Source organism: Exiguobacterium sp. s192, from assembly GCF_018618795.1.
Lineage (GTDB): Bacteria > Bacillota > Bacilli > Exiguobacteriales > Exiguobacteriaceae > Exiguobacterium_A > Exiguobacterium_A undae.
Genome location: NZ_JACSMS010000003.1, coordinates 102,607 through 125,445, shown reverse-complemented (window position 1 = coordinate 125,445; position 22,839 = coordinate 102,607). Strand labels below are relative to the sequence as shown.

Genomic DNA, 22,839 nt, shown 5'->3' with positions numbered 1-22,839 from the left:
CATGGAAGGAAGGGATTACTTTGACTACTTCTCCATTCCCATCCTGCAAACCACAAGACTGACACTCCGCGAGGTGACACCGCTCGACGCTCCGAGTCTCCTGATGTATCTCGCTGATGAACGTGTCGTTAAACCGATGGGGCTCACGAAAGAAGCGGTTCTTACTGTGCTCAAATACGGTTTTACGGAGTTGAACCTGAACCGGATCGAGGCACTGGTCCTGCCGGAAAATACCGTTTCTCAGCACTTGCTCGACCGCCTCGGCTTTCCACAGGAAGGATTGCTGCGTCAGTACGAGAAGACACGTGGTCAATTCGATGATTTGTATATGCATTTCTTGTTTCAGACGGAATGGCAGGACGGCTCAATGCACAATAAAAACACGTCCATTGAATGCGACGTGCTTCATACTTTCTTAACCTCTTGGAGGAAACGGATCATTGCCGTACGAATCCTTATCTCGGATCTGCCCTTCCTTATTATGAATGATCAGCTCAACCTGTTGATCCTTCGCAATTTTCCGTCCTGCTGCGATGGCTTCTTTTTGTGTCGGAAACCGTTCCGTTGCTTTTGAAGCCCCTTCCTCAATGACCTGGTAACCGCCATCCGGATGTGGTGTAACATGCTGATTCGCCATGAATTCACTTCCTTTTTAATGGATCGTTTTATCCTGCTTCTATATGTTACCCTTTACTAAAAGTCTTCATTCGTCTGAAGACAGTCTCCAGCGCATCGAAACCTTGTTCACTTAGCAGTACACAACAACCGCCCGGAGAGGAGCATTCGCATGAAGTTACACGATTATTTACAGATCCACTTTGACAATCCGGATGTTTTGGAAGAACCGTTTGCGGAGCGTCCGCTGACACTGAGTCTCGACTTGCAAAAAGAACTGTATCAAATACAAGAGGATTCCGATGAACTGAATAGGGCGTACTTCGAGAAAGTTTACCAAAAGTCCCTCACTCTGTTTGAAGATCTGTTTCAGGAAAACGACCGTCTGTACCTCATTGTACGTGTCCGAAAAGAACGCCATTCTCCTCCGGCGAAAAGTACGGAGATTTTTGAGCGTTATCTCAAAAATAATAAGAATCGATACACGCTTGAATTTGAAAAAAAGAATGTCGGCGACGAGGAAGTCATTTACCAATACGCCCGCTTATTGCCGAGCAGACAGGTCATTCGTTATAAACAGTTGCTTCAAGCGATCTGTAATCAGGACTTTCCTGAGTTATATCCCCGCTTTAAATCGAGACAGACGTACTATCCTGAGATTTTTTTCGTGAATCCGGACCAAGACATCATCCTGTATATTTTTGACGACCGAGGCTGTTTTATCTTAACTAATAATAAAACGAGATTTAAGTTTTTGAAAGAACAGTATACACCTGATTTATCCGAAAGCTTTCCTAATCAACTTGAAGAGTAGTGAATCATTTGAGCCTATCTTGTGATAATCCTACTGTATCGATTAAATCAAATGATAAGAGCGAACAAAAACGCTCATGCCCGATAGCCTTTACAAGTAACGGAATCCGAGGACCAAAAGAGCTATCAATCGTCAATTCGTACAACATCGTCGAGCGAATCTTTTGCATCCGCATCGTTTCTTTCTTTTCTACTTGCCGAGTCAGACGATAGAAGACCGCCAGAACATCTTCTTCTCCCCGCACTGCTTCTGCGAAACGATTTAACCAGTCTTGTTCTTCCATCGAGTACGCCGCGAACTTTTGATCATTTCGCTGCTCGCGAATCCGAATCTGTCTTTCCGGACACCAACTTGTCACGAATTGGCGGGCACGCTCGACTTGAGCGGTAATTGTCTCGTCTGCCTCGTTGCATTCCAGTAATTGACGTAGTAACGGTTCATTAAAATCAACCATCGGACCAAGGGTCGTCCATTGCGAAAACGGGATCAGTTCGTTCTTCAAGTCCGCCTGACTCCAGCGTAAACTTTGTTGGATTTCTGGTGTTTGCCGTTCATAATGCATCACCATCCGCTCATATTCCGCGTAATGCCGTAACACATCTTCGTCTATTCCGATATGAAACGCATGCTCTGGTCGGTGTTTTGCGAATAGGAATAAGATTTGATGAGCCGGATAGACCTGCAGCAAATCTTGTGGTGTTAACCCTCCACCACTCGAACTCGACATTTTCTTCGTTTCTCCTTTTAATCGAATGAATTCGTACGGGAGATACAATGGAGGTTCCACACCAAAAATTTCACGTGCAATCTCGGATGAGACGACATAACTTCCGTTTGCCGCGGAATGATCTTTCCCACCCGGTTCAAAATCAACACCCTCCATTGCCCAACGCATCGCCCAATCGACTTTCCAGTTCAATTTCGTTTGATGGTTGCTACGCATATCAATCGTCTCATACCACCCGCATCTACACCGATAGTCGTATGTCGCTTCATGATCGTCAAACGACTCGATTGTCGTTGCATCCGTCCCGCAAGCCGTACAGTAAACGGAAGCTGGGAAATAACTTACCCGCTCCGCTTCAGAAGGAGTAGCTGATTTATATCGCATCAAGATTTCATAAATTGCGTGACGTTCCCGAAAAGCGTGTAGAATCAACTCCGCATATCGGCCCGACCGATATTCGACGTGTTGGTACCGGTATTCCGGTTCCATCTGAAACAATCGCAACGTTTTCTCGAACATTTCCTCAAAATGACGTGCATATGAACCTTCACCTGTGGGTGCCGGTGTCTCACTGTACGGCCGTCCCAAATAACGATCATGCCCTACGATATCAGCCGGAACTTTCCGGAAGCGGTCGTAATCATCCCACGAGAATAAAAATTGGACGTCTTTTCCTAAGTCCCGTAACGCCTGAACGACGAAGTAGGTGGTCACGACCTCCCGAAAATTACCGATGTGAACCGGTCCCGACGGACTGATTCCTGCTGCACACACATACTTTTGTTTTTCCGGATTTCTTGTAATAATGGCACGTGCGGTTTCTTCTGCCCAATGCATATTGATTCCTCCTGAGTTCGGCAAAAAAGCTGATTTCCGCCGTTTAGTTTTCACTAAAGGACGAGAATCAGCTTCCCGTGGTACCACCTTTGTTCGTTGACCTGTCACCAGATCAACCTTTACATGTACAAACATACACGCTCTCGATAATGGGAGAATCCATCGTAGCATCATCCAGTCGGAATCCGTACGAAGCTCAGAGGCTTTTTTCAGATTGAAACCCGGTCATCCGCTCTCACCAATTCGGACTCGCTTGGCACCGTCAGTTTCTTCCTACTCTTCTCTTCACAGCCATGTCTATTTGATTTTGATTAGCATACAAATAATGGAGATAGATTGTCAATCTTTTTTCAGTTACTTTGATAGATTGTCTTATCAAGTTTCCATTTTACTTTTTAATTTTAGTTAAAATATAAATCAAAAATCCGGTGATACTCCCTAAATAGAAATCACCGGATTTTTTTGAATTGTTTTTAAATCCGTTTCTTATTTCGCTCATACCCCATAACCCAACCGTGTAATAACATTCCAATGATTCCCCATAAGATCATTACTAATCCGATAAGTGTCAAAATCATTTTCAAAAATGGAATCATTTCCGTATTTGACAAAAAACGCATGAATATGATGCCGGCTACCGTTAACATTAATAAAAAATTAAAATTCTTTACCATTTCATTTCACTCCATCTCAAGAAATAAGTTTATTCGACCGATTTTTTTGTTTCAAGCAACTCTTGTTTTTGCACCTGTTGTTTCAAGTCTTCCTTCCACCAGCCATTAATGAAAAACGTACATCCAACAATCAGTGCACCAATCGGAAAATATTTCAGATAATAGTCATCGAGCGACTCACCGGCAAAATTCGGTGACAGCTCGATGTAGGCACTGAACAGTTGAACGATAAAGAACAAGAAAAAGCTGACAATCAAAGCCCATGTACCGTAACGATAATTTGGATTCTTCAAAATGTGTATTCCTCCTGTATTGAGTTATTTTAATCTGATTTCGCCGTCACCGGCTGTACCTTCACCTGTATCATCACGGACGATATAGTCGATGTCATAGACACCTGCCGGAATGACACCGGCTTTGACTTTTTTCTTCAGCGTCACCGTTGTATGCGGTTGAACTTCCTTCGACAACCGTTTCGGCTCCACTTCCTCATAAGAGTCATAGACGACTTTTTGCGTATCGTGCTTGCGGACCTTTACATTGAGCAGATGACCGGCACGGGAGACGACTTTTACCGGATAATCGCCTGTGTTCGTCAGTTTATATTCAAATACAAATCCTTCTTTGACGCTTCCTGTATAGCCGGTTTCGACCGACTGACTGCTCGGCTTTATATCGAGGGACATACATCCGGCTAAACTGAATAACAATGGGATAATCAGTAGTTTTTTCATTTCCATTCCTCCTTTTAGCATGCATTTCAAAAGAGTGGATGAAATGAAGGTGCTCTTTGAACGTAATGCTTTGCTTATTCCCAACCCGGTAACGGACGCGGCAAATCATTAACAAAGGCCTGATAACCGTCATACTGTATGATTTGGGTTTGCGGATGTTCGACGCGTTTCGCGATCTGTTCACCGGATGCATCTTCGTTTTGCCAAATCGGTGCTTCTTTTTGGAACACGATGATTTCAGAGTAGTAGTACCCAGGCTCGTCCAACTTACCTAATAGATAACGATGGATTTGTTTAAAATTATCAAACCCGTTCGATTTCGACCACAACTGGGCTTTGTCTTTATCGTATGTATAAAAAGCGACGGTAAAACCTCCCCGGCGGTAAATCGGATACTCAATTTCAATCCGGACCCGTTCTTCGGACGCAATCGGTACACCCGCCTGCTCGTGCTCCGTCTCTTCTTCGACGTAGTAATCATCTTCCCGGACATCAAAAATGTTAAATTCCCAGTACATGTCACCTTGCGCGATGATCGACCGTTCAAGGAATGTTCCAAAGTTTTGACCGATGGCATCGGTGTCCTCGGTTGACCCTTCGTGATACTTCCAGTACATGTAGGGTGTATCTTCGGTTTTTGCATGCTCCGTATGAATCAGTAAGTACCCTTCGTTTACCTCACCGATGATCCAGTAATGATCATAATCTTCATCAATCAGACCGTCTTCCTTTGCTTCAATCGTCTTTTCGATCACTTCCTCAAGCGGATACAAGACTAGCCCCTCGTCACCTAACATAAACAGTTTGGCTCCGTCATGCAGTTCGAGAAATGTCTGGTATTCGCTTGGTAACGGTTGCTTGAACTCGGTTTGGAACGCTTGAAGTGTTTCCGGTTTAACTGGTTTTGGCAGATGGAACGTAGCCTGGCCGATTGAATTGTAACTGCGCTGGATGAACGTCGATCCATGGTTGATTTTCTGTTTGAGTCCATCGAGGACAACTGCGATTTGATTCATAATATCCATCCTTTTGTTTCTCTATGTATGAGCCGTCTTGCCTCATCTTCCTTTAGTCTACCATTTTACCAATAATTTGGTCGATTCTTCCTTCCTGTTTCTGTGGTATCCTTTTTCTAATCAAAACAATGTCTTGGGAATGGGATATATGTACTCACTTGGAGGTGAACCATGCAAAAACAATCTTCGATGTTGCTGATCTTACTGGCGGCAATGCTGTGGGGGACGACCGGCACGTCACAAGCCTTTGCGCCGGAAGCCGCTCATCCGATTGCCATCGGCGCCGTTCGTTTAGCGGTCGGCGGATTATTTTTACTCAGTCTCGTCTTATTGACCGGCAAGTTGACGCTGAAAGATTGGCCGCTGCCAACGATTTTTCTTGCTGCGCTCAGCATGGCCGCCTATCAGCCGTTGTTCTTTTCCGCTGTCCTGATGACCGGTGTCGCGGTCGGAACGGTCGTCGCGATCGGCAGTGCGCCGATTTTTTCCGGAGTGATTGAATGGCTTGTCTTAAGAAATCGACCAGGTACCATTTGGTGGCTGTCGACATTGCTTTCGATTGCCGGTTGTTTACTGTTAGTCATGAATCAAGCATCTGTCTCGGTCGATCCATTCGGGATCGTACTCGCACTCGGTGCCGGAATGTCCTTTGCCGTCTACACGTTTGTCAGCCGGGACTTAGTGAAAACACACCCTCCGCTATCCGTCGTCGCAGTCGTGTTTACACTCAGTGCTCTCTTGTTATCGCCACTGTTATTCCTGTTTGATCTGTCATGGGTCTTCAGTCTGCGCGGTGCCGGTATCAGTCTGCATCTTGGCGTCTTCGCAACAGGTGTTGCCTATCTGTTGTTCGCACGAGGTCTTGCGCATGTCTCGTCTTCGACGGCTGTCACGTTGTCGCTTGGTGAACCGTTGACCGCTGCCCTGCTCGGCGTGTTTGTCCTCGGGGAAACGCTCAGTCTGTTATCGTGGGTCGGCATTTCGCTTTTATTTTGCGGTATCGGACTGCTCGTCTGGTCGTCGCGTTCGACACGACAGCCGGACATCCTCGAACTCGCCGAGGAAAAACACTCTTAAGGAGAGAATCCGTCATGCATATCACATTCGAGAAACTGTTGTACCGGGAAGACTATCAGATTAAACTCGATCACATTGTCATGAACGAGGAAAACGGCAATCGGCTGGCACTCTATTTTCGCGGTCATACGGACGAAGTCATGGTGCTCATCGGCGACTATTCCTGCAATTATTTTGAACTGTTGTTTGAAGCAGATTGCGTCCTGCTCCGCTCGTCGGATTTGCATGAACTGGATGACGGGCTGGAGTTTAATACGGTTCCACTCGTCATGTATCAGGACTCCGCACTTCTGACCTTTGCGACAGCCTGGATGGGCTTGAAGCGGGACCCGTCGCGAGACTGGACGCATTACGCCATTCGAGCCTTCGAACAGGACTTTCATGTCCTGTCCCCGCGTCCACCCGTTTTTACGGATCTTGGTCACAAGATGAGTGATTTTACCGTCCGACATTCCTTTAATCTGCCAAAGCAGAGTTGACATAAAAAAAGCCCTACCTCGCCAAAGGTAGGGTGATGCGACTCGTCTCGCCCGACGGCTTGCGCCGGACGGGACGTGGTTTCATTATACATAGCGCACCAGTGTTTTTTCAATCGTCTGGATCGAATCAACCGGCGCAAACCGTTTGACGACCCGCCCTTGACGATCAACGAGAAACTTCGTGAAGTTCCACTTAATGTTCGATGACAATAGACCACCCTGTTGCTGTTTCAAATACGTATACAACCGATGTTCCGTCGGTCCGTTGACGTCAATCTTCTGAAACATCGGAAACGTCACACCGTAATTCCGCTGACAAAACTGCACCGTTTCTTTCGGATCGGCAAATTCCTGATTGTTGAACTGGTCACACGGAAATCCAAGGACCTTGACGCCTTGATCCGTATACTTGTCGTACAACCGTTGCAGGTCTCCGAACTGACCGACGAGCCCGCATTTGCTGGCTGTATTGACGATGAGAAGTACCTCTCCCGCATAATTTTGTAATGAAACGGTCTGTCCGGTTGCATCCTGTACTTCAATCTCATAGAGTGATGGCATCCCGTCGCACCCCCTTTGCCGTCAGTATACGCCGATGAAAAAACTCCGTCTTTTTTGAACATGCAACCAGTTGCTTACCAGATGTGTTCTTCCCGGTCACTCAGCTTAACGACAAACGGCATAATCAATAGAAAAAACAGGCTGACATATCCGAGTGATAGATAATGTTGGGTATCTTTTGAAAGATACTGCTTCTTACCACAGTTCGGACATGTCTTTCCGCGCGTTGCAAAAACGACGACCAGCACGTCTTTCTTTTTCCACTTGTAGTCACAATTCGTACATCGTACCATTTCATCATCCCCTTTCCTCTTTTTACCTGTTTTTTCAAGCAAAGGTTTCATGATTTGGACGATTTTTGTTGAGTGTATCAGCGAAATACGCTCATTTCTTAGCCTTTGGTCTTTTCTCTACTTCCTGAAACGCTTTGATCCAATTCCGAAAATCATCGTCTACATGAAAATACTCGGTCGGGCTATTCTGCAAATCCATCCCATAGACTGTCGTCAGACAATGAAAAACAGCCAACTGATCCTTTGTCAGCGCACGGTTTTCTTTTTCTTCCCTCCATTCCATCGCCGTCATCTGTTCATACGCCCAATCCGACACTTCTTCCCGTGTCAGCTGATTTTCTAAAACCATTTCCAACTTTGTGATGATTTCACTGATTTGAACGTTCTCCATGACACCAACTCCTACTGAGCATTCTTTTTGGATTGTATCGTGAATTTGTTATTTCCCGTTTCTTTTTTGTAAAAAAACGGAATATATGAAACCTCATCCGATAGTGAACGTAAAAAATATAACAATGTATCACTTTAGCAAAAGGCTTACCGCAGAAGTCTTCAATCCTGCGTTTACGATGAGAATATGCATTGAAAACATGGTGTATTTTTACATAAAATTAAAAAACAATGGAGGTCATCCAGTTGAAAAAAGTAATCGTTCCTTTGCTTTGTGTCCCGTTCCTTCTGTTATCCGCATGTTCAGATGAAAAAGAAAAAGCAGTGACGCATTCCGAAAGTAAAGAATTTAAACCGGAAACTGTGAAGATCGGTAAGGATAGTGAATTAAATATCGTCCCTCTTTATGCGCCCTATCAAACGTATTTGAAGGCATCTCTTAAAGCCGATACTTCAGAAATGGATGTAAAAAATTACGCGAAACACGTTCTTGGTTACATAGATGAGATCGGAAAGAAAGAAAACTTTGATACAACCAGTTTAAAAGGCTACTTTTTGTTGCAATCAACTGCTTACGAGCAAGAACTGGTGGATCGGACAAACGAGTTGATGAAACATCATGACGAAATCAAAGATATCATTATAAAAAACTACACCGCTGCAAATAAGATACTTCCTAAAAAGAAAAGTACGATTTTCATCGCACCTACCAACTCGGAGTATTTTTCTATGAGTGAATCCATGAAGGGAGTATTTGCCGGAGCATATAAAGATACGTTCATTCTGTATCTCGATACAAACTTTGATAAAAATATACTTGCCTATTCAATCGCGCATGAATACCATCACTTGGTCCTTCATGATACACCTGAATATAAAATGAATGCGATTCTTGATTCCATCATCACCGAAGGCAAGGCGGATGCCTTTGCCGATCGTGTCGTCAAGGGTGTTTCAACGCCGTGGAACGTACCGATGGATGACAAGATCAAGAAACATGTAGCAAGTCTGATCGAGAGCGGTGAAGCTACTTATGAAGAAGTTGCAGGCGGTAACCAACAAAAGGATATTCCTCAATGGAGTAACTATATCTTAGGACGGGATATCATGGATCACTACTTTAAAACGAATCCTGACCGTTCCATATCGGAATGGACATTTGCCGATCAACAAGACATTTTAAAGGGCTACAAGTACCAAAATCTTCTTGAATGATGACAATTTTGTATTGTTCCGAAATCTGATGATAATCAGGCTGTTTCGAACGGATTCACCATTGAGTTAAAGATTGTCATGAAGGATACTGATTTCTAACGCAGCAAGCATCACAACTTACTACTATAGAAAGAAATCCACATCATTCCTCAAGTGTGGACTTCTTTTTTTAAATCCTGTGATCACAAGTTAGCAATAATTATCAAAAATTGATTAAGCGAAATGACTATACTGAAGAAGAAATCAATACAAACGAGGAGAGATTCAATTGATTATCGAAATCTGTACGTCTATCATCTCTGAAATCGTACGCAATATCGTTTTCTCGATGTCCTTCAAGCCACGTCAGAAGACAAACGATTCAGGAAGTAACTAAAGCGTCTTTGAAAGGATCTGACAGTAAAATATGAGTAGTCCCCCTAATGAAGTAATGTTTACTTATACATTTTTAAATCAACCTGCCGCTCTTTCAAATCGTTCTGCAAAGGATATCCCAGCCATTCTTTCAATCGAAGCATCGTTCACCATAACAATGAACGATGACATTTATCAAAATTAGGCGAGAATACTTCCACTTCTAAACCAAGTGAAAGTGGGAAAGGAATCGCCAGCCTGCTTTTCGGGTATATTTTCCTTAAAGGAGGTGAAAAATGGTGTTGAAGCACAAGGCCTACAAATTCAGAATCTACCCCACAAAAGAGCAGGAAATCCTGATTGCGAAGACAATCGGGTGTTCACGCTTCATCTTCAACCACTTCTTGGCGAAGTGGGATGAAATGTACAAGACCACTGGAAAAGGACTGTCCTACGGTTCTTGTTCCAAAGAAATTCCTTTGTTGAAGCAGGAGTTCGACTGGTTGAAGGAAGTCGATAGTACCTCTGTTCAGATCAGCGTCAAACACCTTGCTGATGCGTTTGACCGCTTCTTCAAGAAGCAGAACGAACGCCCTCGATTCAAGTCGAAGCGCCATCCCGTCCAGTCGTACACGACCAACATCCAAGGTAAAAACCAGCTTCCTGAAGTCTCGATTGGATGCAATAAGCTCAAACTTCCGAAGCTGAAATGGGTACGTTTCGCCCATTCGAAACACATCACAGGCCGTATCTTGAACGCCACGATTCGACATAACGCTTCAGGAAAATACTTCGTCTCCCTGCTCGTCGAGCAGGAGATCCACGAATTGCCGAAGGCTGGTTCATCTGTCGGCGTCGACGTCGGACTCAAGAACTTCGCCATCCTGTCGGACGGAACGATGTACAAGAACGACCGTTACTTCCGTTCGCTTGAGAAGAAACTGGCGCGCGAACAGCGTAAGCTCTCCCGTCGTCAGCGCATGGCCTTGGACAAGAAAGTCAAGCTGTCCGAGGCGAGGAACTACCAGAAGCAGAAACGGAAAGTCGCCCGTATCCACGAGAAGATTGCAAACAAGCGCACCGACTTCCTGCACAAGGTATCGACCGAGATCGTCCAAAACCACGACGTCATCGGCATTGAGACCTTGCAGGTGAAGAACATGCAGAAGAATCGCAAGTTAAGCAAGGCCATCTCGGACGTCAGCTGGTCCGAGTTCTTCCGCATGTTGGAGTACAAGGCGGACTGGTACGGGAAGACCATCGTAAAAGTTGGCAAGATCTTTGCTTCCAGTCAACTGTGCTCCAGTTGCGGACATCAACACAAAGACGTGAAACATCTTGGCTTGCGTGAATGGACATGCCCGAGTTGCGGCATCCATCACGACCGGGATGTGAACGCAGGACTGAATCTTAAACGAGAGGCTGAACGTATCTTAGCTTCTTCAACCGTCGGGACGACGGGGTTAGCCTGATCAATTTTCGACCGTTAGGTCGGATAACTCAGGAATCCTTCACCTCTAAGTGAAGCGTAGGTGGAGGTAGTTCAATTAGAAACCTCATTGTCTATTTTGGAGTTTTATAAATCTCTATATCGTTGGAAAGAAAAAATAACAGAAACGTCAGTCCCTGAGTTTCATTATTACTCAGTTGAATTTGATGCAAACGAAAAAGGAGCCATCATTTCGATGATTCCCTTTTCTAATCGAGGTCGTATTAAATCCATATGGGGTGAACATGATCGATATAATGTATTTCCGTTAGACATGTTAGTTTCATCCTTACTTGACCTAGAACAGAGGCTAAAGTCAGACATTGAAACTTACTTCAATGTTCAGTTAGATAAGTTCATGCACCACATTCCTTATACTTTATCGAGCTTCCAGTTGTCCTGCAAAATCATCATCCGCGTATTTTTTACTTCTCTGATCTCCAGTAGCCCGTGCTTTTCTGTGTAAAAGAATTGACCGAACAGTGGTGTACAAACCAGATACTCCTCTTCATCAATTAAATACAAGGAATTCTCTTGTTCTTGCAAATCAAACGAGATGGCACCATTCGAATAATGCCCGATCAGTGGTGTCCATTCCGCTTGAGGAAGCAACACTTTTTTCGAATCGATTCGTTTACAAGCGTGACCGTCGACAACAATATACTGTACTTTTTCATCAAGATTACCGGCAAAACCAATCGTCACGGCAGCGTTTCCTTCCGGATCTTTCGCAAAGTAGACGTCTTCGTCAAATGCATGAAGTGTCATCTCCTGTCCATTCAGGTCCAACGTTAAGTTTTCTCCTTCTACAAAGACTCGTGCCAGTCCACTTATATTTCCTAGATAGGACCCGGTAAACTGTTTCCAATGATTGAGGTCAGGTTGGATGGATTGCGGCTTGAGGTCCGTCGACTTTACGGTGAGTAACGTATCCATGACCTCATAGGCTAGATCAATCCCGTAGTCTTGGCTTGCCATCGTGACGATCGCAAGCTTTTTTTCCGGGACCGCCAGCATGAAACATGTATAGGTCCCGATAGCTCCCCCATGCCGAATCGTTGAAAATCCTTGGTACTTTTCCGTGATGAAGGTCGTGCCGCAACCGAGTTGATTCAGATTATAGCGATTTACTTGTTTGGTCTGCATCTCCTCTGTAGCTGCAGGAGAGAGAATCGAACGATCCTCAAATCGGCCCTGATTGAGATGAAGGGTTAAAAATTTGGCATAATCCGCTACCGTCGACATGGCAAACCAAGAAGGATAATTCGCAGCATTTTCATAGAACGGTCTTACGACCTGATCCCCCTGCTCTGTTCGTTCATGACCGAGTGCTACGGAATAGGTCATCGCAAGCAGTGGATCATAGACGGTACGAGACATACCGAGTGGATTGAAAAGGACTTCTTTCATCAATTCGGGAAAGTACTTTCCATATACGAATTCCGCGACATATCCGGCAATGTTCAAGTGATGGTTACTGTACGAAAAGATCAAGCCGGACGGAGCAACCATGGACAGCGTCGGGACCTCATGCAAAAAATAGTGTTCAAGTACCGTTACATCACGACTGCCAATAAGGTCTGTACCGTCTTGAATCCCGGCTGAATGATTTAATAGCATACGCAGTGTGATGATCTCAGCGGCACCTTTGTCCTGTAATTCAAAATGAGGGCCATATTCTTTAATCGGAAGATCGAGATTTAACAGACCTTTGTCCACCAATACCATAATCGCCGTTGCAGTTAACGGCTTACTGAGTGAGCCAATCCGAAAAAGTGTGTTAGAGGTAACAGGAACGCCGCCCTCTTCTCTGTTCGTGATACCAAATCCGTTCGAATAAATGACTTCCTGATCTTGCACGACCGCCATGGAAAATCCCGGAATCGATTGTGCCTGTATCTGTTCTTTGATTTGCTGTTCGATTTTTGCAAACATAAGCGCCCTCTCTCTTTCCTGTTTTTAATTGAAAATCAATTGTGAAGAATCCAAAGTTTTAGATTGTTACAGGAGAAAACATGAAAGACTCCCCTTCCCCATGTGGCAATTTTATGTAAAAATGTATAATCATATAATAAATCAAACAGGATGTGATTGGATGCAAAAAACATTACTCTATCTTTCGATACTGAACAGTCTTTACCTCGTAATTAATTCATTTACGTATTCCGACAGTTTTCTCAACGCCCCGCTCGGTTTGACGACGCTGTTTGCTGTCGTTTTAATGGTTCTTAATGACAAAGCAAAGAAAACGGGAAGATTAATTTATACCAAAACAACGGATGTCCTCAGTTTTATCAACATCCTGATTGGATTTTCGCTGATTGTCTTGATCTAGGAGTGGAAAATACCGATGACGATTTTTATGTACATCTTTTGTTTGTTGATCTGGGGGCTTAATTTCATTGCCGTCAAGATTCAAGGGACGCCGGTCAGCTTAGAGTTATCGTTGACCTATCGCTTATTCCTGACAGCGATTTTGTTTAGTATTCTGGTCTGGATCATGAAGCCAAAAGGAAAACCTTCGAAAGAGGATCTTCCGTATCTCCTGGTGTTTGGTATCTGTAACTTCGCACTCAGCTATCTGTGTCTCTATTACGCGACCATGTTCAGTTCAGCCGCGATCGTCACGTTGATTTTTTCATTGAAAGTCATCTTCACGCCCGTTGCTTTACGAATCTTTTTAAAAGAACATTTACACATCCGCATCCTGATCGGGGGCATATTAGGTGTGCTGGGCGTTTTGATTTTACTCTACCCGACTCTACACGACATACATCCGAATGATGTAAAAGGAATTGTGCTTGCACTGCTCGGTACTGCCATTACGGCAATCGGCGACGCCAGTTCAGCACGGAATGCGAAGAAACAAGTCGATCCGATTTATGCGAATGCAGTCGGATTTATCGCAGGTGGTGTGCTTCTCGGCACAGTCGTCGTATTGCAGGGGCAAGACATCCGTCTACCGTCCTCTATTTCTTACTTATCTGCGCTTCTCTACCTCACGCTGCTTGCTTCGTTTGGAGCATGGCTCTTTTACTTAAAGCTGGTCGAGAAAATCGGTGGTGCCAAAAGCGGCTACATGGTGGCGCTGTTTCCAGCGATCGGAGGTATCGCTTCCGTCCTGATCGGTGAATCCGATCCATCGATGTACTTAATACTCGGTTGCTTGTCCAGCTGTATCGGTGCCGCTGTTGCGTTAGGTGCAGGAACTTATTTCCAAAAGACTTTATCGCAAAAGAAACTTTTGGTTCGTGCTAGATTGAAATAGTCGTTTGTATCAACCGAAAAATCAAGATGAGCGTACACATGAAACTCATGTACGCTCATCTTTTTGTAATTAAATACGCTGATATTTGTTTAATTATGGAAGGACCTTCATCTGGACGGTCATTTCTTCAAATTCTTCTTGTTCAACCTCACCTTCTAGCATGGATGTTACCTATTGATACGCTTTTAACCAATGGTACGGTTGCAACTCATGGAGTGCTTTAAAGACTAGTGCTTGCTCGGGATTCGTGACGGCCGCTTTGACGGCCGCACCAAAGTAAAACAGACGCTCCTGGCAGACACCGCATGGACTCAAAATCTTGAACGGTGCCTGTTCATCGTCCCGCACGACACAAATCGTATGTGTGATCCGACAATTCAACTTGTGTGCTTCGAGGATGGCACCGGTCTCGATACACAATTCGGTCGACGCGTTCACGACTTCCGGTGCGACACTCGTCAAGATCCGTCCGTTATCGGTCGCCATCGCTGCCGCTCCGCCCCATCCGTTCGGATACCTCGTTTCGATTAATTCTTTTGCCGCCTCAAATAACTGCTGTTCGATATTCATTTCATCACTCCTGTATGCAGACGCATTTTGACGAATTCATAGCTTCCACCGTTTGTTGCCTGCTGAAACTGCTCGACCGGTTCAAAACCGCTTTTAGTGTACAACCGGATCGCCCGTTCGTTAAACGTTGCGACGGCTAATTCAATGTGGCGTGGTTGATACTGCTTGATCGCAAAGGCAAGACCGGATTCCAAAAAGGCCGTTCCGTTTCCTCGTCCCGTCAAATCGGGCCGCATCCCTAACGCCAATTCAAGGCTGTTCTGTCCGGGTTCAAACACAAAAAATCCGATCAGTTGTGTACTATCCATAACAGCATAGTAATGTTCCGTCCGTTGATCCGGATCCAAAAATTCCGCCAGGTCCTCTGGATCATTCGGCATATCGTAGAACGCAAAGTCACCCTCATATTGCCAGTCATGCGCAATCTGTTCCGCCTGACGTTGTGTCAGTGGTAAATAAGTATAGGTCATTGCAAGCGACCTCCTTTTCAAAAGGAATTTATGCATCAATCAAGATCGGTTTTTTCTGTATTCGAGTAACAGTGGTGTCAGATTCAGTCCAATCGACACAATCGTTAAGAACCACCAACCACGTTCCATTCCGGGAACAACGTCTGCCAAGGCCGCCCAATCTTCGGCTTCGACCCAATTCGCAATTTGACTGTATTCCGCACACAGCGTGAGCGCCGTAAGCGATAACCCGACAGCCATTGCCAGCTTATAGTCCTTGCCGATGAAGTACAAAATCAGATTCACCGCCGTCGCGAAGATGGCAAGTATCCCAAACAGTAGCCACATGACACAATTCCTCCTCTCCTTGTTGTGTTTCCTATTGTTATTCCTTTCGACAATCAATCAAATATTTTATTTCTTATCTTCGAGATAAAGTGTTTCGTCGATTTCTTCATACGTCGAAACATCACCATACGTTACAGTTAGTTCATTGTCTTCTGACCACTCCCAAAAGTAGTCGCCTTGCGCGATGATAGCACGTTCTAAAAAACATTCGAAATTTAAATTTAACGCAACTGCAGTGTCCAGACCATCTGATGGATGCACGACCGTGATATATGGTTTTTTAAAGGAGTCTTCTGCATCTGTACATTGATTTTTATCAATTAAAATCCATTTTTCATCTATTTGACCTATGATCCAGTAGTTTCCTTCTGAGAGGAGACCGTCTTCTGAATGGTGCTCTTCCGACATTTCGAGCATTTCCTCAAGAGGAAACAATTCAAGGATTAAATCGGATTCTCTTTCAAATAGACCACATCCATTATGTAACGTTAAAAAATGCTTGTAGTCCCTTGGTAAAGAAAACGTATCTTTCAGGAAGTGTGAATCAATCTCTTTAGAAGTTAACGGTGTATTGAAGGTGCAGGTTGCCCATCCATTTCTCCCGTATCTCCCCATAATAAATCTCGGTTCGTTTTTGAACATTTGTTTGAGCAAATCAAGGTTCTTTCAATCAGTTTCATTTTATCTCCTCCTCATTTTTTTCGAACTATCATCACGCCAAAATATCCTCTTCAGTTTATACCTTTAGTTGGAAATAAAGATACTAGATTACAGACTTTATGATATGATCAACTCAGTGCTTTTATTACATTTATTACCTATTTTATCATTAGAAGGAGGGTTTTAGATGAGTGGTGATGGACTACTTTGGAGTGTATTATTGTCAAGCTTAATCGTATTAAATGTATCAGCTATCCTTTTATACAAAAAAGGGAAAATGCCTTTGTGGGGATCCGGCTTACTAATTGTCATACTCGGACCAATCATCGCTTTGATAACCGGCTCTGTTTTTTTAAAGATCGACCATAGTATGGGCGGAGACGGTTTTGGAGCAGCTTATGCAGCAGCTTTTATTGGGTTCGTGATCGTTGGTAACGGAATCCTGTATCTCATCATCGGTCTCGTATTAGGGATTAAGAACTTCATTAAACGACGGCAAGTAAATCAGTCAAGATGAAAATACAGAATAGAAAAGGAACCCTAACTTCGAATCATGATGCACGGTCTGTTCACTTGAAATCCTGTATTCTCATACGATTCCATTCTTTTTCCTGATTTGTCCGAAACACTTCTCGACCTCGATCCCACTCTGCAATCAAACAAAGCAGACCAAAACCTGTCATGAGCAGGTAGTGCATTGTACTGACGGACTCCACGTCAACATACCGCCAAGTCATTCCCGCTACAAAAAGCAGCGGAACAACTGCCCCTAAGTACACATTCTTTTGACTCGATAATACATACTGCACTCCGAGTATGCCGGCATAAAGTAAACCCATCCATAGAAAATCCATTCTTCTTCCTCCCTAGTCGAGCATTTTTTAAAATCTTCAATCGTCAAAATTTTTTTCATACATCCAGGCTGGTTTCTTCAACCATTTGCCAACATCAATAATTTACCATATTAAAACGAAGAATGATTTGATATTTCTGATGATTACAAAAATGTAAGCGAGCACCTAAATACAGCAAAGCTAAAAAACGATTCTTCTCGTGTAAGAGAACAATCGTTTTTCGTCTTCAATCTGAAACACTTAATTGGATGCTGTTTTCTATACATACAAGGACGATGATTTGACTAATTTTAATCAAACCAAGCATAATGATAAACAGCAAAGCGTTACACAACTCGCTCTGCAATGAAAGGATGTTGGTTATTATGTCATCAAAAAAAGTATGGTCAGTAGAAGGTTATGAGGAACATGGTGTAGAGAACCATCAAAAAGCAACTATGACGGAAACGTTTACGAATGAAGCCGATGCTCGTAAAGCTGCTAAAAAAATGGCGGATAAGTACGATCAACTCGATGTATACGTCATCTATACGAATACATCAAGCGGTAAAGTAGAAGAACGCTTCTTTAATTCGGATGGATCTTATAGTGAAGAAGGATTTGAATGGTAACATCTCAGCCGTCGATTTGACGGCTTTTTTGTACGACAAAAATCTTGACGAAAAGGGATTGTACCGTCATCTATCAAGCCGTTGATCAATCTTTTGTATCGTCCTCAAACTCATTTACTGAGATGGACTATTTTTTCTGACACTAATTCTTTGTCTATATTTTGTGCTAAGCCTGCGGATGGGATGCCGGAACGATGAGGATTTGTTTTTGCACCTCCGGCGAATGTCTCTGGCATTCTGTTCTTCAGAAACGCCACATCGAAACAATCAAAGCCACTTTTCAGATACAATATGCGACGTATGTTTTATTATTCTTTACTTATATTAAGTTTTTTTCAGAATAATACAATAGACCTATTATATTACTAACCTAACATTTGGTAATAATCTTTCCGGAAAATAAGTCCTACCTTGTCGAATAGTTTTCCCATTCTCGCACAAAACAGCTCACCGACGGGAACTTAACTAGTATAGAATGAATATGGATATATATAACATAAATGGAACAAGGAGGGATAATGTGAAAAAACGTTTAGGTGAATCCCGCATGACATCTAGCGGCAAGTGGACGCTTGTTGCCATCTTCGCTGTGTTATTAATCGGTACCTTTTTAGGCGGAATGAATAACCAAAATCGGATTTCTGATGAAGCGAAGAAGGAAGTCAAGGCAGCTGATGAGAAAAAAGAGGACGTCGAAGAAAAGGAACCGGAGATCAAGAGCGCGGATTTGAAGACCTCGACATCCGAAACAATTGAGAACAATTTAAAATTGTACGACAAGAATATTGATAAGGTAGTCGTGAAAGATAAAACGTTGATTGTGACCTACAAGGATTCGGCATTCTGGAGTGACAATTCACTCATGGAAGAATATGCGTACGACTCCATCAACCTGATTGAGGATCTCTACCCGAACCCAAACTTTGACTTGTTCGCCTTCGAACGCTCTACCGTGATGACGGACGATGATGGGAATGAGAATATTGACACAGTGTTTAAGTCCTTCTATACCCGTGATACATTGGATCAAATGAATCTCGACAATTTCACAGACATGGTCCTCGTTGATCGTGAACGATATTTCCAGAAAGCGGACGGCTACTGGTTGCATCCTGGTATCTTCTTGAACGTCGATAAGAAGTTACAAGAAGGCATCCGCTCTCCTATCAACTTTGATAACATGGACGAAGCTCGGTACAATATGCGGGATGGCGAGACGAACGATGCCATTGACCAGCCGGACTCCGTTAAAAAAGAAGAACCGATTGTCGCGGAACCTGTGCAGGAGGAAGCAACGGCCACCTACGATACACAAACACTCCTGTCGAGTATGTACAACATTTCGCAGATGTACGACCAACTGTCTTTTAAAATTGATGACTTGAATGCCATGGTTGGGACGAAGGGTGACAAGGTGACCGCTCCGCTTTCTTCTCTTTTGTTCACTCTTAAAGAAATGATAGACCCTATCAACAAAGAAATCACGACGTTGAAACAAACCGATGTTCCAGATGAATTAGATGCCACGACCCAACGACTGGCTGCCAACCAAGCTGAAATGAATCGACTTTACGAAAGACTTCAAACACAATTTTATAGCATCGATATGCAGGATTATTCAGATGCAGAAAAGCTTGCAAGTGATATTAAACAGAATTTCAATGCGATGAAGAAACTCGCTCAACCTGATATTTCTGCTTATACCACATTTATCATGCAATACGCAGACGAACAAGACTCATAAACATAGTACACTGAAGGCACTCAGGTGCCTTTTCTTACAAATAATAACAGAACGTATGTACGCAAGAGAAGGAGCACGCGATTATGAAAATCACCAAGCAACCGAACGGACGGTGGAAAGTACGAATCAATCTAGGGTTAGACAGGGAAACGGATTCAACTCTCCTACTCGTCTGAATGTAAGAAGGAAGTTGAATTTTGGGTGGCTGACCAACTCCGGAAACGACATGACGGATCCATCCGTAAGGTTATCAACACGCGACGCATGGAAGACCTATTCGTCGTTTGGTTGGAAGAACACGTTCGTTTGAGCAAAGCGGAGACGACTTATCATTCGTATCACAACATCGTCAAGAGAATTCCGCTTTCGTTCAAGAATATCCAATCAAAAGAAGTCACGCCGGCGCACGCCCAGCGCCTAATTGTAGAATGGGACAAAAAAGGACTTAAGCCATCGACCATCAACTCCCACCGTGCCATTATGGTCGGTCTGTTCTCATGGACGAAACGTATGGGATTCACGGATCACCTCTTGAACTCATTCTCGCTGGTAGTGAAATTGAGTGAAGTCGTCAAGGATATGACGACGTTGACGGCCTCCGAGTACCTCAAGGTTGCGTTGCAAAGACGGCCCAATGCCACAGACGATGGGCACGTATGCGCATGTCATTCACACTCTACAGGAAAATACGGCTTCCAAGATCGTGGCTTTACTGGACGACAAAAAAGCCGCTCAACCGAGCGGCTCCTGACATTTTGGCAAAAAAATTAAAAAGTGGGAACTGAGTGAGAACTGGCGACTACCCTACCCTAGAAAACCGCTTATGCCTGCGGTCTTTTCCGACGGAGACCATAGTACTGATAGAACTGAACTTCAATGTTCCCGTTATAGAGTTTACGGCGTTTCGTCGCCGGGCGACCGAATGCTTTTTCGAACTCGACGTATGATGTGATCATGTAGACACTGTAGTACGGGAATTCACGGAACGCATTGCCGATCTTCCGGTACAGCTGATGGACTTCGCGTGCGTCCTCGAGACGTTCACCGTACGGCGGGTTCCCGATGATGACACCAAAGTCTTCCTTCGGCTTGAAGTCGGCTGCATCCCGTTGCATGACGTTGATTGCGTCCCGGACGTCAGCGAGCTCGGCGTTTTGTTTTGCGAGCTTGACCATCTCCGGATCCGTATCGTTGGCATAGATTTTGAGCGGCTTGTCCCACTCGGCTTTGTCGTTTGCTTCCTTGATTGCATCGAACCAGGCTTTTTTCGGAATACAGGCCCATTCCTGCGACGCGAATTCACGGTTGATCCCGGGTGCGATGTTCCGTCCGATCATCGCGGCTTCAATCGCCAGTGTTCCTGAACCCGTAAAGACGTCGTACAGCGGCATATCCGGCTTCCAGTTCGTCAGCATCAGCATCGCTGCGGCCATCGTCTCTTTCAGTGGTGCCGCGGAGTGGAACTCCCGGTAGCCGCGTTTATGGAGGGCATCGCCTGACGTATCGATCGTCAGCGTCGCGATGTCTTTTAAGAGCGCGACTTCGATCGGGAAGCTGGCACCGGTTTTCGGTAACCACTCGTCGCCCATGTTGTAGGCTTCCTGCATGTGCGAGACGATCGCTTTTTCGGTGATCTTCTGACAGTCACGGATCGAGAACAACTTCGATTTGACCGAGCGGCCATTAACGACGTAGTTCGCTTCCCACGGCAACAGTTCGCTCCACGGGAGATCCTTGACCTGATCAAATAACTTTTCGAATGATGTCGCTTTGAATTCCGCGACGACGAGTTTGACACGGTCCGCCGTCCGTAACCAGAGGTTGAGACGAGGAATGTCCTCAAGCTCACAATCGATATAGACTTTTCCGTCCTCAACCGTACATTCGTATCCTAAATCGCGGACTTCCTTGGCGACGAGGGCTTCGATCCCCATTGCCGCCGTCGCGATGACTAAACGTTTTGCCATGATTGTTCACGCTCCTACCTGTTTCTAAAATTTCCAAAAATCATTTCAATAAAAAAAGAGCCCAGTTGGACCTGGACTCTCGTTCAAAGTAAAAATAACAGCCTATGTGGTCCTGTAAGCCATGTTCTGTTCCCTAGTGTTGCAAACGGTTTGACCCTCACACGCGGGCGACAATCATCTATCTCCGTATTTACATACGCTCTCCTTCGCGTTCAGTTCCGCTCCGGAAATTCCCCTACCAAATTTGGGTTTCTCGCTCGTGGGGTTTACCTCGTTCCACCCTTACTGTTTCCAGTAAGGCTCCGTCACTGTGGCACCTTCAAGAAGTTTCGGCCATATCCGAAGACTTAGGCGTTCCTTCTGCCGTCAGCACGACGCTGCCTACACTTATCTTTTCGTGTAGCACGATCACTACAACCATCGCAGGTTGTGCGAGCATGGACTTTCCTCAAAGCACCGGAGTGCCCCGCAATTGTCCGAACCAACATAGTCACTGCTTAACAGTGTAGCGCACACGACCGATTCTAGCAAGAGGTATTTCTCGATCAATGGGCGGAACAGTTGCGTTTTTACGTGATTTTGCGGTATAGTACAATGGTTCAGAAGGGGGCATGTACTATGAAAAAACGACGCTCTGGTACGAACCAGCGTACCGTACGGAAATTGACGTTCTTGATCGAGATCGACGAAATCAAGGCACTTCATCTCCGGAACGGCATTTTTGCCTTTTATCGCAAGGGTGAACTCATCCATGCGTTCGAGCCATTTAATGTAAAACAACCTGATGCGTTATCGAAACGGAGCTACCATTTCGACCAGCATGATATTTTATTGATGAATGAACGCTTCCCGCAGCAAATCCCGCTGTACGATGAAGCGATGACATTACGGTCGTGGGCGAATCAAGTTGAATACGGACTGTATCAACTGATCGACTCCGGACGCCTGTCTTTCATTCATGAAGACGATACCGGCTACAAAATGGAAGCGACGATCCAGTGGACCGGCGAAACGCTTGTCGCGCCGACACCGGTTTATAAAAAAGGAAAAGACCCAAAGTGAATCCTTTGAGTCTTCCTAAGCTGTCTCCCAC

At 44.6% G+C, this 22,839-nt stretch carries 28 protein-coding genes, 1 other RNA gene and 1 pseudogene; 14 read left to right on the top strand and 16 right to left on the bottom strand.

Going from position 1 to position 22,839, the window contains the following annotated elements:
- Position 1 precedes the first annotated feature (1 nt).
- Positions 2-256, top strand: a pseudogene (locus KNP87_RS07805) (GNAT family N-acetyltransferase); the annotation flags it as partial.
- Between the two features lie 159 nt (positions 257-415).
- Here KNP87_RS07805 and KNP87_RS07800 read toward each other — a convergent pair.
- Positions 416-637, bottom strand: coding sequence for a DUF2188 domain-containing protein (locus KNP87_RS07800; protein WP_214721332.1), 222 nt, complete (start codon positions 635-637; stop codon positions 416-418).
- A gap of 150 nt (positions 638-787) precedes the next feature.
- Here KNP87_RS07800 and KNP87_RS07795 point away from each other — a divergent pair, with 150 nt between their 5' ends.
- Positions 788-1,429, top strand: coding sequence for a DUF3885 domain-containing protein (locus tag KNP87_RS07795; RefSeq protein WP_214721331.1), 642 nt, complete (start codon positions 788-790; stop codon positions 1,427-1,429).
- Between the two features lie 4 nt (positions 1,430-1,433).
- On the opposite strand, the gene lysS is transcribed toward KNP87_RS07795, so the two are convergent.
- From lysS to KNP87_RS07775, 4 genes are all read right to left on the bottom strand, one after another.
- Positions 1,434-2,993 (bottom strand): lysine--tRNA ligase, encoded by a 1,560-nt coding sequence (gene lysS / locus KNP87_RS07790; RefSeq protein ID WP_214721330.1) that lies wholly within the window; start codon positions 2,991-2,993, stop codon positions 1,434-1,436.
- 703 nt (positions 2,994-3,696) lie between these two features.
- Positions 3,697-3,960 carry a hypothetical protein gene (locus KNP87_RS07785; RefSeq protein ID WP_251135500.1) on the bottom strand — a complete coding sequence of 88 codons (264 nt, stop codon included), beginning with the start codon at positions 3,958-3,960 and terminating at the stop codon, positions 3,697-3,699.
- A 24-nt stretch (positions 3,961-3,984) separates the two neighbouring features.
- Positions 3,985-4,401, bottom strand: coding sequence for a hypothetical protein (locus KNP87_RS07780; RefSeq protein ID WP_214721329.1), 417 nt, complete (start codon positions 4,399-4,401; stop codon positions 3,985-3,987).
- Positions 4,402-4,475: 74 nt separating this feature from the next.
- Positions 4,476-5,417, bottom strand: a complete 942-nt coding sequence (locus tag KNP87_RS07775; protein ID WP_214721328.1) for an SMI1/KNR4 family protein — start codon at positions 5,415-5,417, stop codon at positions 4,476-4,478.
- Between the two features lie 171 nt (positions 5,418-5,588).
- Between KNP87_RS07775 and KNP87_RS07770 the strand changes: the two genes are divergently transcribed.
- Positions 5,589-6,494 (top strand): EamA family transporter, encoded by a 906-nt coding sequence (locus KNP87_RS07770; protein ID WP_214721327.1) that lies wholly within the window; start codon positions 5,589-5,591, stop codon positions 6,492-6,494.
- A gap of 14 nt (positions 6,495-6,508) precedes the next feature.
- Positions 6,509-6,973, top strand: a complete 465-nt coding sequence (locus tag KNP87_RS07765) for a hypothetical protein (protein ID WP_214721326.1) — start codon at positions 6,509-6,511, stop codon at positions 6,971-6,973.
- An 84-nt stretch (positions 6,974-7,057) separates the two neighbouring features.
- On the opposite strand, the gene KNP87_RS07760 is transcribed toward KNP87_RS07765, so the two are convergent.
- The 3 genes from KNP87_RS07760 to KNP87_RS07750 all read right to left on the bottom strand — a co-directional run bounded on the left by KNP87_RS07760 (position 7,058) and on the right by KNP87_RS07750 (position 8,218).
- Positions 7,058-7,534, bottom strand: a complete 477-nt coding sequence (locus tag KNP87_RS07760) for a glutathione peroxidase (RefSeq protein WP_214721325.1) — start codon at positions 7,532-7,534, stop codon at positions 7,058-7,060.
- Positions 7,535-7,608: 74 nt separating this feature from the next.
- Complete coding sequence (locus tag KNP87_RS07755; protein ID WP_214721324.1) at positions 7,609-7,827, bottom strand: hypothetical protein; 219 nt, start codon at positions 7,825-7,827, stop codon at positions 7,609-7,611.
- A 91-nt stretch (positions 7,828-7,918) separates the two neighbouring features.
- The gene (locus KNP87_RS07750) at positions 7,919-8,218 is read right to left on the bottom strand and encodes a hypothetical protein (RefSeq protein WP_214721323.1); all 300 of its coding nucleotides are present in this window, start codon (positions 8,216-8,218) and stop codon (positions 7,919-7,921) included.
- 245 nt (positions 8,219-8,463) lie between these two features.
- Between KNP87_RS07750 and KNP87_RS07745 the strand changes: the two genes are divergently transcribed.
- The 3 genes from KNP87_RS07745 to KNP87_RS17460 all read left to right on the top strand — a co-directional run bounded on the left by KNP87_RS07745 (position 8,464) and on the right by KNP87_RS17460 (position 11,741).
- Positions 8,464-9,432 carry a DUF2268 domain-containing putative Zn-dependent protease gene (locus KNP87_RS07745; RefSeq protein ID WP_214721322.1) on the top strand — a complete coding sequence of 323 codons (969 nt, stop codon included), beginning with the start codon at positions 8,464-8,466 and terminating at the stop codon, positions 9,430-9,432.
- Positions 9,433-10,085: 653 nt separating this feature from the next.
- The gene (tnpB, locus tag KNP87_RS07740; protein WP_214721446.1) at positions 10,086-11,258 is read left to right on the top strand and encodes an IS200/IS605 family element RNA-guided endonuclease TnpB; all 1,173 of its coding nucleotides are present in this window, start codon (positions 10,086-10,088) and stop codon (positions 11,256-11,258) included.
- Between the two features lie 60 nt (positions 11,259-11,318).
- Positions 11,319-11,741: a DUF7878 domain-containing protein gene (locus KNP87_RS17460; protein ID WP_483299339.1), complete on the top strand. Its 423-nt coding sequence runs from the start codon at positions 11,319-11,321 to the stop codon at positions 11,739-11,741.
- Here KNP87_RS17460 and KNP87_RS07735 read toward each other — a convergent pair.
- Positions 11,648-13,210: a serine hydrolase domain-containing protein gene (locus tag KNP87_RS07735; protein ID WP_214721321.1), complete on the bottom strand. Its 1,563-nt coding sequence runs from the start codon at positions 13,208-13,210 to the stop codon at positions 11,648-11,650. The genes KNP87_RS17460 and KNP87_RS07735 overlap by 94 nt on opposite strands.
- A 160-nt stretch (positions 13,211-13,370) precedes the next feature.
- On the opposite strand from KNP87_RS07735, the gene KNP87_RS07730 reads away from it, so the two are divergent.
- Together KNP87_RS07730 and KNP87_RS07725 are read left to right on the top strand one after the other, a co-directional pair.
- Positions 13,371-13,610 carry a hypothetical protein gene (locus KNP87_RS07730; RefSeq protein ID WP_214721320.1) on the top strand — a complete coding sequence of 80 codons (240 nt, stop codon included), beginning with the start codon at positions 13,371-13,373 and terminating at the stop codon, positions 13,608-13,610.
- 15 nt (positions 13,611-13,625) lie between these two features.
- Entirely contained in the window at positions 13,626-14,543 is a 918-nt protein-coding gene (locus tag KNP87_RS07725) for a DMT family transporter (RefSeq protein ID WP_214721319.1), read from the top strand.
- A 171-nt stretch (positions 14,544-14,714) separates the two neighbouring features.
- Here the strand turns inward: KNP87_RS07725 and KNP87_RS07720 are convergent, their stop codons facing one another.
- The 4 genes from KNP87_RS07720 to KNP87_RS07705 all read right to left on the bottom strand — a co-directional run bounded on the left by KNP87_RS07720 (position 14,715) and on the right by KNP87_RS07705 (position 16,552).
- Positions 14,715-15,113, bottom strand: coding sequence for a cytidine deaminase (locus KNP87_RS07720; protein ID WP_214721318.1), 399 nt, complete (start codon positions 15,111-15,113; stop codon positions 14,715-14,717).
- Entirely contained in the window at positions 15,110-15,583 is a 474-nt protein-coding gene (locus KNP87_RS07715; protein ID WP_214721317.1) for a GNAT family N-acetyltransferase, read from the bottom strand. The genes KNP87_RS07720 and KNP87_RS07715 overlap by 4 nt, the downstream gene beginning before the upstream one ends.
- 39 nt (positions 15,584-15,622) lie before the next feature.
- Positions 15,623-15,910: a hypothetical protein gene (locus KNP87_RS07710; RefSeq protein ID WP_214721316.1), complete on the bottom strand. Its 288-nt coding sequence runs from the start codon at positions 15,908-15,910 to the stop codon at positions 15,623-15,625.
- 66 nt (positions 15,911-15,976) lie between these two features.
- A complete protein-coding gene (locus tag KNP87_RS07705) occupies positions 15,977-16,552 on the bottom strand; it encodes an SMI1/KNR4 family protein (protein ID WP_214721315.1) in 576 nt (191 codons plus the stop codon).
- 205 nt (positions 16,553-16,757) lie between these two features.
- On the opposite strand from KNP87_RS07705, the gene KNP87_RS07700 reads away from it, so the two are divergent.
- On the top strand, positions 16,758-17,087 hold the full coding sequence (locus tag KNP87_RS07700; RefSeq protein ID WP_214721314.1) for an ABC transporter permease: 330 nt from the start codon (positions 16,758-16,760) through the stop codon (positions 17,085-17,087).
- 52 nt (positions 17,088-17,139) lie between these two features.
- Here KNP87_RS07700 and KNP87_RS07695 read toward each other — a convergent pair whose 3' ends face one another.
- Complete coding sequence (locus KNP87_RS07695) at positions 17,140-17,424, bottom strand: hypothetical protein (RefSeq protein ID WP_214721313.1); 285 nt, start codon at positions 17,422-17,424, stop codon at positions 17,140-17,142.
- Between the two features lie 365 nt (positions 17,425-17,789).
- Between KNP87_RS07695 and KNP87_RS07690 the strand changes: the two genes are divergently transcribed.
- The 3 genes from KNP87_RS07690 (at position 17,790) to KNP87_RS07680 (ending at position 20,550) form a co-directional block, all read left to right on the top strand.
- The gene (locus KNP87_RS07690; RefSeq protein WP_214721312.1) at positions 17,790-18,035 is read left to right on the top strand and encodes a hypothetical protein; all 246 of its coding nucleotides are present in this window, start codon (positions 17,790-17,792) and stop codon (positions 18,033-18,035) included.
- A 520-nt stretch (positions 18,036-18,555) separates the two neighbouring features.
- Entirely contained in the window at positions 18,556-19,779 is a 1,224-nt protein-coding gene (locus KNP87_RS07685) for a hypothetical protein (RefSeq protein WP_214721311.1), read from the top strand.
- Positions 19,780-19,980: 201 nt separating this feature from the next.
- Positions 19,981-20,550: a tyrosine-type recombinase/integrase gene (locus tag KNP87_RS07680; protein WP_214721310.1), complete on the top strand. Its 570-nt coding sequence runs from the start codon at positions 19,981-19,983 to the stop codon at positions 20,548-20,550.
- 50 nt (positions 20,551-20,600) lie between these two features.
- On the opposite strand, the gene KNP87_RS07675 is transcribed toward KNP87_RS07680, so the two are convergent.
- Both KNP87_RS07675 and rnpB read right to left on the bottom strand, forming a co-directional pair.
- Positions 20,601-21,746, bottom strand: a complete 1,146-nt coding sequence (locus KNP87_RS07675) for a THUMP domain-containing class I SAM-dependent RNA methyltransferase (protein ID WP_026833246.1) — start codon at positions 21,744-21,746, stop codon at positions 20,601-20,603.
- Between the two features lie 110 nt (positions 21,747-21,856).
- Positions 21,857-22,230, bottom strand: an RNA gene (gene rnpB, locus KNP87_RS07670) — RNase P RNA component class B.
- A 134-nt stretch (positions 22,231-22,364) separates the two neighbouring features.
- Between rnpB and KNP87_RS07665 the strand changes: the two genes are divergently transcribed.
- The gene (locus KNP87_RS07665) at positions 22,365-22,808 is read left to right on the top strand and encodes a hypothetical protein (protein ID WP_233550624.1); all 444 of its coding nucleotides are present in this window, start codon (positions 22,365-22,367) and stop codon (positions 22,806-22,808) included.
- Positions 22,809-22,839: the final 31 nt, after the last annotated feature.